The sequence below is a fragment of the Anatilimnocola aggregata genome (assembly GCF_007747655.1).
Classification (GTDB): domain Bacteria; phylum Planctomycetota; class Planctomycetia; order Pirellulales; family Pirellulaceae; genus Anatilimnocola; species Anatilimnocola aggregata.
In genome coordinates, this window is record NZ_CP036274.1 from 2,763,630 (window position 1) to 2,775,617 (window position 11,988).

8 protein-coding genes are annotated in these 11,988 nt (G+C 58.0%); all 8 read right to left on the reverse strand.

Annotated features, from left to right (window positions below):
* Positions 1 to 251 precede the first annotated feature (251 nt).
* The 8 genes from ETAA8_RS10495 to nuoH all read right to left on the reverse strand — a co-directional run bounded on the left by ETAA8_RS10495 (position 252) and on the right by nuoH (position 11,988).
* Positions 252 to 2,765, reverse strand: coding sequence for a hypothetical protein (locus ETAA8_RS10495; protein WP_145087974.1), 2,514 nt, complete (start codon positions 2,763 to 2,765; stop codon positions 252 to 254).
* Between the two features lie 331 nt (positions 2,766 to 3,096).
* On the reverse strand, positions 3,097 to 4,710 hold the full coding sequence (locus tag ETAA8_RS10500) for an NADH-quinone oxidoreductase subunit N (protein ID WP_202921739.1): 1,614 nt from the start codon (positions 4,708 to 4,710) through the stop codon (positions 3,097 to 3,099).
* Positions 4,700 to 6,349, reverse strand: a complete 1,650-nt coding sequence (locus tag ETAA8_RS10505) for a complex I subunit 4 family protein (protein ID WP_145087976.1) — start codon at positions 6,347 to 6,349, stop codon at positions 4,700 to 4,702. The genes ETAA8_RS10500 and ETAA8_RS10505 overlap by 11 nt, the downstream gene beginning before the upstream one ends.
* 6 nt (positions 6,350 to 6,355) lie before the next feature.
* Positions 6,356 to 8,848: an NADH-quinone oxidoreductase subunit L gene (locus ETAA8_RS10510; protein WP_202921740.1), complete on the reverse strand. Its 2,493-nt coding sequence runs from the start codon at positions 8,846 to 8,848 to the stop codon at positions 6,356 to 6,358.
* Between the two features lie 3 nt (positions 8,849 to 8,851).
* The gene (gene nuoK / locus ETAA8_RS10515) at positions 8,852 to 9,313 is read right to left on the reverse strand and encodes an NADH-quinone oxidoreductase subunit NuoK (RefSeq protein ID WP_145087977.1); all 462 of its coding nucleotides are present in this window, start codon (positions 9,311 to 9,313) and stop codon (positions 8,852 to 8,854) included.
* On the reverse strand, positions 9,310 to 10,170 hold the full coding sequence (locus tag ETAA8_RS10520; protein WP_145087978.1) for an NADH-quinone oxidoreductase subunit J family protein: 861 nt from the start codon (positions 10,168 to 10,170) through the stop codon (positions 9,310 to 9,312). The genes nuoK and ETAA8_RS10520 overlap by 4 nt, the downstream gene beginning before the upstream one ends.
* A complete protein-coding gene (locus tag ETAA8_RS10525; RefSeq protein WP_145087979.1) occupies positions 10,167 to 10,715 on the reverse strand; it encodes a NuoI/complex I 23 kDa subunit family protein in 549 nt (182 codons plus the stop codon). The genes ETAA8_RS10520 and ETAA8_RS10525 overlap by 4 nt, the downstream gene beginning before the upstream one ends.
* A 31-nt stretch (positions 10,716 to 10,746) precedes the next feature.
* On the reverse strand, positions 10,747 to 11,988 hold the full coding sequence (gene nuoH / locus ETAA8_RS10530; protein ID WP_145087980.1) for an NADH-quinone oxidoreductase subunit NuoH: 1,242 nt from the start codon (positions 11,986 to 11,988) through the stop codon (positions 10,747 to 10,749).

The window sequence follows — 11,988 nt, forward strand, 5'->3', positions numbered from 1 at the left end:
ACAAAGTTTCCGGGCTGGAAGTGACATATGGTCAATTGTTGTGGACGGTGAGGTTGAATTAGGCGGCGGCATGGTCGAGTGGTACGCCGTCTTGGATGACGACGCCGCGCAAGACATCGGGAAGCCCTGTTCATCCAAACAGTTAACCACAACTCTGTTCGAAATTTGCCGAGCAGCTCAACCGCCGCAGCGGGCGGTCCGTTTGGAGAAATTCGTCGTAGCTATTGCCTGCTTACTTTCGGCCTTCAAACTCAGCCCTTTTTCTGCAGGTCGGGGTTGAATTTAAACATGAGGTCGCCGGGGGAGTAGAAGAGAGAGTCGATGGCGTTGTCGTTGAAGACGGTAGTTAAGTTGAGATAGGTGTCGCCGTTGTTCTTGGGGGCTACTCCGCTGCCATCTTTGAGATTATTTACGCGATCGATATTCGAGTTCGCGGAGGTCCACTCAGCCATAATGTCGAGCAGGGCTGCTTCGTCGAGATCAAAGGCGGTCGTGCCGCCAATGAGGATGTCTTCGTTCCCCGCGCCACCACCGCCGTCGAGTGCATCGATGCCGAGACCGCCGATGAGAAGATCGCGGCCAAGACCGCCATAGATTTTGTCGCTGCCGACGCCGCCGAGGATGATGTCTTCGCCCTCGCCACCATCGACCACGTCGTTGCCCCCTTCGCCTCGCAGGATATCGTTACCGGCAAAGCCGCGAATGCGATTACCCAACGTGTTGCCAAAGAGCTTATCGTCAAAGGCTGAGCCGTCCAAATTGTCGATGAGTCCGGTCAATTGCAGAGTGTTATCTCCAACATCAGGTTGAACTTGCCCGGCACTGAGGGCGAGGTCAACTTCGACGGCTGCAGTCGCGAAGGAAAAATCGAGCGTGTCGGTGCCAGCTGAATCGGTGATGACGATGGCCGCGCCATGCGTGCCAATCTTGTAGACATCGTTGCCGGAGTCACCTTGCAGGTTGATGCTTCGACCCGTCTGATTGCCCAGCAGATGGAACGAATCATTGCCCGCCTTGCCAGCGAGCGTGACGACTTCCACACCGGGCAGGTAGATAGTCGGGGATTGAGCACCCAACGATAGTTCATCGCCATGCAAGCGGAGGAGTTCAGCCCGAGCGCTGCCTAGTACCACAACCGAGTCGCCATCTCCCGTGCCGCCGAGGACATCGATCGTAAACGGAGTGGGTAAAGGACCGGCGTTGAGGTCGATGGTCAGCATATTCTGCTGCCCATTGCGGACATCGAGCACAATGTGTTCCATCTTGGCCATGGGAACATTACAGAGCACTGTGCTGGTCGATTGATCGATGACTTGCACGTTAGCACCAACGCGCTTGATGAGCACGTTAGCATCGTCGGCCAAGGCAATGCTTTGCAAACCGCCGCCATTTTTGCGAACTGAGAGCACGGTCTCGGTGCCATCGATCGGGAGGAACAGTTTTTCGGTAACAAAGTCGGCAATACCACGCCCCTGCTGCTGGGCAAGCTGATTGTCGAAGTCCCAGTGCACACCAAGATAGATGCGGCTTTTGCCGTTCTCCCAGGCAGCCTGATCGTAGGAAGTGTAATTGCGGCTGAGACCGCCCCCTTCGTCCGAATGCAACGTGAACGGGAGCGCATCGTCGCCATAGAAGTTCTCAAGCACTTGGAACAGTGCCGCACCAAAGCCCGCATGCCCCGAGCCATAGGCTGGGAAGGGAGGCGTGAAATCGGGGATATTGTTCAGCGGATCGCCCGGCGCGCCCAGCGGCACCCAAGTGGGATCGCCAGTGGTGAGTGGATTATTGTCCTTGGCACCTTCGCGAATGGCCGAAACCGGACGCCAGAATTCGTAGCGATACTTGTAGTCCCAAATCACCACTCCGGCATCGGCCATGGCCACATTGCCGAGTGCAAAAAGGCGGGCATTCTCCACAACGTCGTTACCTTGAACCGCCGCGATGTCAGCCATGTTCTGGTTGTAGAGAACCAGCGGCGGCCCAAAGTTCTTGCGGTCGTAAGCCCAGAAGATGCCGATTTCAGTTTGGTCTGGAGTGCGAACGGTGCTATTGAGTGCGCCGTATTCCTTCACTTCGTTATAGGCTGCAGCATATTCAGCCGAGGTCAACTTTGGCGGCGCGGGAATGTGATAGTCGTTGGTGGTGTTGATGATAAACGGAGTGACTTTGCCCCACGCGGGATCGAGGGCCATTTGTGGCGTGCCCAGGATGGTTGGATCGGGCCGCCAGTGGCCGACCGCCTTGTTCACTTTGTAGGCTTTCACCGCGTTCGAACCGTCTGCATCGCGCAGGCCCAACATCGCTTCTGCTGCGGCTTCACCGATGTACACGCCTTCGTCCTCTTCGGGACCATCCGTAATCGCATCAAGTTCATCCGCATACCAGCCATCCACGAGAGCCGATTTTTCGGGATACAGTTCTTTGATTACCGCGCTGGCAGCAGCGGCGACGGCAGCATCGATCGAAGCGGTCGACGACGCTTGCTCGGTGAGCAGGTAGGGGGTGTGCCCGTGATCGATGGCATTCACGGCATCGTAGATGGCCAGATGCACCATCGCATAAGCGCGGGAGGATCGCGTCGGTCCCATTTGGGCATTGTCCGTGCGGACCACTTCGTGCAGATACTCGTTCCACGTGAGCACCGCGTCGGCAGCGAACATCTCGCGCGGTTCCAGGGTTTCCAGGAACATCTTCCGACGAAGTTGCTTGACCTGAGACTTATGACTCTGCGATAGGGTGCTCTGGGCGCGCAAGTGATTCGCCATCTGTTCCGCTCCACCAAGGGACTGCGAGGTTCCATGCGAAGAGGTTGCCAGCACATTCGTGCTGGCAAAGGAAGACGTCCGTGCGAAAATCTCCCTCAACGCTACATAGGGGTATCAGCCTGCGTCAACAATTTGGCTCAGGAATTCCCGCATGCCGCGCTCGGTTTTAAACCGGCGGTTCCACTAGGACTAATTTCGCAGAGCTTGCCACTCGGGAAAGCTGCGCAAACAGAAAGAGCAAAGTCAGCGTGGTAAGACGTGCGCTCGCTGGCAACGCCAGCTACTGAACGTATTGACAGATTTGCTTAACGTCGTGGTACTTCGCGCTAGGTTACTTGGCGACTTGAATCGCCAAAGCTTCAACCTGCGTGCTGCTACTGACCGGAGCGGAATTAGTCACGGTCACCTTGAGCATTTGTTCTTCGGACTGTCCGGCCAGGCGCAAGATAGGACCGGGAGCGACACCAGCGAGAACCACCAGTGCTCCGCAGAGCACGGACGCCGCGAGCGCACCATAGCCACCGGCAGCAGGAACGTCGTCACCCACTGCGGGCTGAAAGAACATCACGCTGACGAGTCGCAAGTAATAGGCAGCTGCGATCGCTGCGTTCAGGGCACCAACGACGAGTAGCAGAATGAAACCGAACGAAATATTACCGCTATTTCCCAGGGCAATTTGCAAGGCACTGGTGAACAGCGAGAACTTGCCCCAAAAGCCCGCCAGGGGTGGCAGACCTGCCAGCGAGAACATGCAAACTGCAATGACCGCTGCGGCCAACGGTTGCGACTTGCCGAGCCCGGCGAGTTCATCGACGGTTTGTAGATCGCGCCGGTGCGAGCCAAGGTAGGCCAAGGCGGTGAAAGTACCCATCGAAGCCAGCGAATAGACAACGACATAAAAAATGATGGCCGTCGTCCCGCCATCGGCATTCAGCTGGGGCAATGCAGTGCTGCCCGTCGCTGCGGCCAAACCTAGCAGCAAATAGCCGCCGTGTGCGATCGAGGAGTAAGCCATCAGCCGGCGAACGTTTCGCTGCCAGAGGGCGCAGACGTTACCGAGCGTCATCGTGATGACGGAGAGGACGAGCGCCAGTTGCCAGGCAAAGTCGGCCGAGATCGGCAGGGCGATAATCACCAGGCGAACGAGGCCAACAACACCGGCAATCTTGGGGGCAACGGCCAGCAAGCCGGCGTTCGAGTTCGTTGTTCCCTGATAAACATCGGGAGCATAGAAGTGAAACGGTGCGGCAGTGAGTTTGAATCCCAACCCGGCAAGAATGAAGACCAGGGCCAATGGGGCGAGCGGAAGGAGAGCTTTCAAAGGACTAATTGAGTCAGTGGCCGAAAGCTGCTGCAACACTTCGCGAATGCCAGGAGCAGCGGCTGTCCCTTGAATGGTGGTTGTGCCCGCCATGCCGAACAGAAATGCGAGGCCGAATAGCAGCAAGGCTGAAGAGAGAATGCTCAGAAAAAAGTACTTCATCGTTGCTTCGCTGGTAACCCGATCGCGACGACCGAGGAACAGCAACACATAGGTCGGGATCGAGATCAATTCGAAGCCCAGGAACAGCAGCACGAGTTCATTGGCCGCTGCGACGATCATCAGCCCGACCACGATGAGCATCAGCGAGCCGAGATACTCGGTCGCCAGCAGTTTGTCTGTCTGCTGCGAGGCAACGAGCGTGAAGGTGATCCCAAGCACGATTGCCAGCATTCGCAGGCAAACACTCATGCCGTTAGAAGTGACCGGCCCGCTGGTAACCGACAAGCTGCCGTCGCTGGTGGTGAAAAGCCAGATTCCCGCCACCACGTACGAGACCAAGGCAACCAGCGACCACGCTTCGCGCTGGCGAACGAAGGCACCACCTACGAACAGCAGTGTGGCGATGGCGGTGAGCAGGATTTCAGGCCCTAAGAGGCCCAGCGTGCGAGCTTCAACGAACACGGGCGAGAGCCTCCGCAGAGTTGCTTTTCGAAGGAACGGCCGCGCGAGGTTCGGCAGCTTGATAGGGTTGACCGACGCGAGCGGCGGCCTGTTCATACGCCTGATCGATGGCGGGTGCCATGGGCCGCAGGAAGTGCTGCGGAGCGAGACCAATCCACAAGGCAAGCACGGCCAACGGCGCCAGCGCGGCGATTTCACGCCAGTTCATATCTTCAATGTGATGATGGGCCGCTTCAGCAGGCTCTTTCAGCGGTCCGAAGAAGACTCGCTTCACCAGATACAGCATGTACCAGCCCCCCAGCACAACGCTGCTGACCGAGAGAACCGAGATGATCATCCACTGGGCCTGCATCACCAGGGGGGCCTGAGCATAGGCCCGCTGGAACATCCCCAGCAGCACTAAAAACTCGCCCGGGAAGCCATTCAAGCCAGGCACACCGATGCTAGAGAAAGTAAAGAAGACCATGAAAAAGCCGATCCACGGTGTTCGCAAGGCGAGGCCACTGAGATCGGCGATTTGGCGCGTGTGATACCGTTCGTAGACCATGCCCACGAGGGCGAAGAGCGCCCCGGTGCTCACGCCGTGATTTACCATTTGCAGCACACTCCCCTGCACGCCTTGCGGCGTGAGGGCAAACAGCCCGAGCATGCAGATGCCCAAGTGGCTGACCGACGAATAGGCAATCAGTTTTTTAATATCGGCCTGGGCGAGCGCCACGAGCGCTCCGTAGATGATGCCCGCGACTGAGAGCCAGAGTAAGTACGGCACACAGAAGACCGTAGCATCGGGCAGCATCGGAATGCTGAATCGCAAAAAGCCGTAGACGCCAATCTTGAGCAGAATGCCAGCCAGGATCACGCTACCTGCCGTCGGCGCTTGAACGTGGGCCAGTGGCAGCCAGGAGTGGAGCGGGAAGAGCGGAACCTTGATCGCGAAGCCCGCGAACAGGGCCACGAAGATCGCGAGTTGCCAAGTCGGCGGCAGCGGATGGGCTCTCAGTCCGGCGACGAGGTCGGCAATTCCGAAGCGCAGAACGCCATCCCCTTGCTGCTGATAATCCCAGACAACAATCGCCAGCAAACCTAGAAACGTCAGCATGCTGCCGGCAAGTGTAAAGAGGAAGAACTTGATCGCGGCATAGCGGCGATCTTCACTCCCCCAAATGCCGATCAAAAAGAAGAGCGGAATCAGGGTGAACTCGAAGAAGATATAAAACAGCAGCAGATCGCGAGCTGAAAAGACGCCGAGGCAGCCGAATTCGAGCAGCAGCAGCATGGCATAAAATAGTGCCTCGCGCTCTTTGATTGCTTCCCAGCTCACGAGGATCGCGGTGATCATCAAGACGGCGGAAAGGCCAAACATCCAAACGCCCAGGCCATCCAGTCCGACGGCGAATTTGACATCCACAGAGCCGATGGCCGGCGCTAGCCAAGCCTCGCTGGTGCCTGCATAGCCTTCGACAGGAACCTCGCCATTGGGCGGAAACCCAACGCAAACGTAGAGGGCCGCAATCAGCGTGAGGAGAGCCACGGCGAGCGCGGTATAGCGCACGGCATCGCGCCCCAGCGGCTGTACCACCCACAGGAGTGCAGCGCCAAGCAGCGGCAAAAAGATCGCAATTAGCAGGAACGTTTGCATGTCACCTTATCCTGCCCACAGCATGCGGGCAGCCAGCAAAACCACCACACCGAGCACCATGGCTGCGGCGTAAAACTGGACCAGGCCCATTTGCAGCGATCGCATCAGCGAGCCGGCAGCTTGGGGGAACCAGCCGAACGCGTTCACCAGGCCGTCGATAATCCAACGATCGATCCAGTAACAAACCTGAGCCATCAGGCGAAGTGGCCAGACGATCAGACCGTAATACAACTCATCGAAATAGAACTTGTTCTGCGACAAGCGATAGGGGGACATGAACTGCCCCAGCAGCAACGGAATGGCCAGGATCATCGATAGCACGCCCAGCATCAGGCCAACTGCGGTAACCACAAAGCCCAAGCCTACACATCGCAGCCAACGCACCGGCTGACCGATCCACCAGACTTGCTCAAGTTTCAGCACCCACTGCGGATCGGTGAAACGTTCCACCCCCTTGAGTTCAAACACATCGCGCAAGAAGTTCGCTTCTGTCCGCTCGCCCAGGTAGAGGTAAAGAGCCAACAAGATGCCGGCGATAGCTACCACCGAACTGAGGGCCGCGACCGTCAAGTGAAACTCGCCGACTGCGGGGCGAGTGGTGGCAACAAGTCCAGCCGCCAGCGAGGGAGTATGACCGATGTACTCGACCAGCAAGTTGGTCTTGGCTCCGTCCCGCATCCAAATCACGCCGATGATGACTGCACAGACAGCCAAGACCATCAGCGGGCCAGTCATCAATGGCGGAGACTCGTGCGCATGATGACCAGCCTGGGGCGGGATTCGTTCTTCACCATAAAAGGTCATGAAGAACGCGCGGAACGTATAAAAGGCAGTTAAGAAGGCCGTGAAAAGACCGGAGTAGTAGAGGACGTTGTAGATCCAGGCGAAACGGACCAGTTCGGCATCGCTGAGCGAGGCCAGCGGCGATACGACTACCTTGTCGCTTAAGCTCGGATCACTCACGTGCGCCGGAGGATGATCCGAACCATGAGCCCGGTGATGATGTTCATGTTCGAGCTCATGTACCTTCTCGTGGACAGCGCCCAGGATCGAGTCTTTGCTCCAGAAACCGGCCAGTGGAAAAAGGCCAGCCAAGGCGAGACAACCGCAGAGGAAAGTCCAGTGCGTGTGAGGCATCAACTTGCGCAGACCGCCGAACTGACGCATGTCGATGACGTTGCCCATCGCATGCATGACGCTGCCCGCACCGAGGAACAACAGTGCCTTGAAGAAGGCGTGTGTGAACAAGTGAAACATGCCGCCGGTAATACCCGCGAACGTGCCGACACCCAGGGCCAGAAACATGTAGCCGAGTTGACTAACGGTCGAGTAAGCAAGCACCCGTTTGAGGTCGAATTGAGTCAAGGCGATCAGGCCAGCCAGCAACGCTGTAAAGCCGCCGATGATTGCCACAACCAATTGCGCCGTCGGCGACATCATGAACAGCGGCGTGCAGCGAGTAATCATGTAGACCCCGGCTGTTACCATCGTCGCCGCATGGATCAGAGCGCTGACAGGAGTGGGGCCTTCCATCGCGTCCGGCAACCACACATGCAGTGGGAACTGGGCACTCTTGCCACAGGCACCGACCAGCAAGAGGAGGCAGATGGCCGTGGCCACTGCACCGCCGACATACAGGCCGTCCTGCAACCGCAGTTGGCCCAGCACACCGCGAACCAGGCTCTTTTTCGCAACTGCATCCGCTCCGTAGACATTGACCAGGTCGCGTTCGGACGAAGCGAGAACTTTAGCGATCGATTCCGGATTCGTCGTGCCGTCGCGAAGTGTGTCGTGGTAGTTCAGCGTGCCATATGTCGTCCAAATCAAAAATAGCGCCAGGGCGAAACCGAAGTCGCCAACGCGGTTGACGAGGAACGCCTTCATGCCGGCGGCAGCTGCTTCGGGCTTGGTGTACCAGAAGCCGATGAGCAGATAACTGCACACGCCGACTGCTTCCCAAAAGACAAACAGCAAAACGAAGTTGCTGACCGAGACCAGCATCGTCATCGAAAACACAAACAGGCCGACGTACGCGAAAAATCGCCAGTAGCCTCGATCGCCGTGCATGTAACCCGCACCGAAGATCGCGACCAGCGTGGCCACGAAGGTGACCATCGAGAGCATCATCGAGGTGAGGGCATCGGCGCGGAGCGCGACATCGATGCGGAAGTCTTTCCAGCCGGCATCCGATGGGGTCATGGCTGTGGCGGCATCTTCGCTGGGGGCCGTCGGCTTCAAGTCGTAGGCATTTTCAATGTTGGCCCAAGTCCAAAGCGTGACGACTCGCTCGAAGCCGGTTGCCTCTGCGGGCTGTTTGGACTGTTCGGCCAGGATCTCGCGGACGAGTAGCATGCTGCAGAGGAACGAACCGCCGATGGCAACAATGACCGGCCAATGGCTGGCTTCGCGCAGTACGCTTGCGCCGAACAGTGCGACGATGATCGCAGCGGCCAGCGGCAAGGCGGGAATCAGAATGAGGCAGAGCGAAATCGTATCCATGCGTTACACCCGGCTCCGATGCTGTTGTTCGTCGATGTTGGGCAGGGGTTCGCGGCCGGCGGGTGTCAGCGTGGGCCAAACCTGATCTTCGACTAGTTCTTCCGGGACTCGTTGATCGACAAAGGCAGGCTGTCCCTCTTCGCGGAGGTCTTGCCAGATGAGGGCATCCAGGCTGCCCGTACGTTGAGCCAGCATCAGGATGAGGGCCATGGCGATACCGGCTTCGCAAGCCGCGACCGTAATCATGAAGATCACGAGCGTCTGGCCATCCCAAGCTGTGGGGGTTCCCAACGTACCGTGGTATCGACCAAATCCGACCAGGCAAACCGCGACACCTTGAAGCATCATCTCGACGCACAAGAACATGACGATCATGTTGCGGCGGACGAGAAAGCCAATCAAGCCGATCACGAACAACAAACCGCCCACGATGAGTGAGTCGTACAGCAAGCTCAATTCATTCATCGGGCGTTGGCTCCCGGGCTCAAGGCCTCTTCGACGCGGTCTCGTTGCTTGCCTTGAATGGCGATGGCCACTGCTCCCACCAAGGCGGCCAGCAACAACGTGCCTGCCACTTCGAGGCTGATGAGATGTCGCGTGAACAGGTAACCGCCAAGGCGGGCCATGTGATTCGGATTCAAGATGTCGTTAGGCTGTTGCGCCAGGGGAGCCGAGACGGTCTTTTCTTCCGGATTGTTCTTGGCCGCTGTGGCGGCCGCGACAGCCCTGGCTTCCATGGCTTTCCCTTCTGCGACGGCCTGAGTCTTCAAGCCACTTAACGCGAGGGTCAGCATGGCCACGAGACAGCCGGCGACAAACACCGATATCGCGCGCGGGAACCAGCCCCAACTGATGCGGTCGTAAGGGGCGTGCCCTTCGGGTTGGGCCAGCATGAGCACAAACAAAAACGTCACCACGATCGCACCGGCATAGACGACAATCGTCGCCACTGCCAAAAATTGCGCTCCATCGATGAAAAACAAGCCAGAAGTACCCACCAGCGACATGGCGAACCACAGCGCGGAATAGACCGGGCTTTGGGCAGTGATGCAGCCAACGGCAGAGACCAGCGTGGTCACTGCCACCAGCCAAAACACGCCTTGAGCAGCAGGATTGGCGAGCCAGGGAAGATCGGCACCAAACAGACCGAGCGAAATGATCAACAGCAGACCGCCAATTGTCTTGCCGTGGCGAACTGCCCTCGGCAAGATCAACCAGAGACCGATGGCCGAGAGGACCAAACCCCAGGTGGTGGGACAGCGGACGATATCGGCAATGGTTAGCTTGGCGACGTCAACAGCCGCGAGGAAGAGTGGGCTCATGTGGCCGTCCCTCCCATGCCAGGCGATTTCATCGGCTCTTTATCCTTCGTAGCGTCATACACGCTGAGGAGCTTTTCCTTGTCGAACATCATTTCTTCGCGACTGCGGCCGGTCAGGTTATAGAGGCTCGTCAGTTCCACTGCATCGACCGGGCAAGCTTCTTCGCACATGCCGCAGTAGATGCACCGCAACTCGTCGATCACGAAGCTCTCGGGATACTTCTCGCGATCGGGCCACGGACTTTCGGCGGCAATGATATCGATGCAGTGGGCCGGGCAAGCGGTCGCACACAGGAAGCAGGCAACGCACTTCACGCGGCCTTGCTCGTCTTTGTTCAAGCGGTGCACGCCCCGATAGATGAGCGGATTGCCGATCTTGGGTTCTTCGTCGGGATAGCTGACGGTGACCACGTTTCCGCCGAGCGAACGCGACAGATGCTTGAACGTGGTCGTCAAACCTTGCACGAAGAGTGGCAAGTAGAGCATGCCCGATAGCCCGAGCTTGGGCTCTTCGATCCACGCGATGTTAGGGTCGTCGGGTTTCATGGGGGAACTGACTGAAGACGGAAGTTCAAAACTAAATCTGGGAGTCCACTTCGACCGACGAAAGGTCACGCCGCGGCCGATTATCGGTCACAAGCGGATTGCTGATCGCCACGCCAAGCCAACCGACGACGAGCACCACCCAGCCCAAGGCGATTGTGAGCAGAGTCCAATTGAGCGAGCCGTCGGGCGCGTACCAATGACGTAACTCTTCGACAACGGCAACGGCGACCAGATTCAAAATGCCCAGCGGCAACATGATCTTCCACGCGAGTGCCATCAACTGATCGAAGCGGAACCGCGGCCAACTCCAACGCACCAGCATAAAGAACACAATCACGGCAAAGATCTTTGCCTGGAACACGCCAATGCGAATCGCAGCGGTTAACCAGCTGATTGTTTCGGCATTCGGGTCGCCGGTGATGTAGGGCAGGTGCCAGCCACCGAGAAACAACAGAACAATCAGGAACGACGCGGCAATCATGTGGAGGAATTCAGCAACCAGGAACAATAGCAACTTCATGCCGGCATACTCGGTGTGATAACCGCCGATGAGCTCTTGTTCCGCTTCGGGCAAGTCGAACGGCAGACGCGATGCTTCGGCAAAGGCGGCAATCAAAAACACCACGAAACCCAGGGGCTGCAGGAAGGCATACCAGCCTTGGAATGCTTGGGCCCTGGTAATGGCATCCAGATCGAGCGAGCCGGCGGCCAAAACGACGCCGAGAATGCCCAGGCTGAGGGGCAGTTCGTAAGCGATGAGTTGAGCGCTGCTGCGGAGACCGCCGAGAAAGCTGTACTTGTTGTTGCTCGACCAGCCCCCGAGGATCACGCCATAGACGGCGATGCTGGAGAGCGCGAAGATCAACAGGATGCTCACGTCGATACCTGGCGCGGCGATCATTTCGATCGGCTGCTTGCTCTCGACCGGCCCGATCTTGAACGAGGGAATCATGCTTCCCATCGGAATGACGACGAATGTCGTAAGCGCGGCGGCGAGAATCACGACGGGAGCGATGGCGTAGAGCGCGTGATTAACGTGCGCCGGCGTGTAGTTTTCTTTGAGAATGAATTTGATGCCATCGGCCAGTGGTTGGCCGAGACCGAACAGGCGAACCTTGGTGCCCGGAATGCCGACGCGATTGGGGCCGATACGATCTTGCACCCAGGCTGCCATGCGCCGCTCGAGCAGCACAAAGTAAGCAGCCGCCGTCATTAGCCCGCCCAGGATAATGGCGATCTTGATTAACGGTTCGATAAAAAATTCGAGGGACAT

Coding starts and splice junctions, on each gene's coding strand:
- ETAA8_RS10495 (WP_145087974.1), bottom strand. CDS start 2,765: ATGGCGAATCACTTGCGCGCCCAGAGCACCCTATCGCAGAGTCATAAG.
- ETAA8_RS10505 (WP_145087976.1), bottom strand. CDS start 6,349: ATGCAAACGTTCCTGCTAATTGCGATCTTTTTGCCGCTGCTTGGCGCT.
- ETAA8_RS10510 (WP_202921740.1), bottom strand. CDS start 8,848: ATGGATACGATTTCGCTCTGCCTCATTCTGATTCCCGCCTTGCCGCTG.
- nuoK (WP_145087977.1), bottom strand. CDS start 9,313: ATGAATGAATTGAGCTTGCTGTACGACTCACTCATCGTGGGCGGTTTG.
- ETAA8_RS10520 (WP_145087978.1), bottom strand. CDS start 10,170: ATGAGCCCACTCTTCCTCGCGGCTGTTGACGTCGCCAAGCTAACCATT.
- ETAA8_RS10525 (WP_145087979.1), bottom strand. CDS start 10,715: ATGAAACCCGACGACCCTAACATCGCGTGGATCGAAGAGCCCAAGCTC.
- nuoH (WP_145087980.1), bottom strand. CDS start 11,988: ATGTCCCTCGAATTTTTTATCGAACCGTTAATCAAGATCGCCATTATC.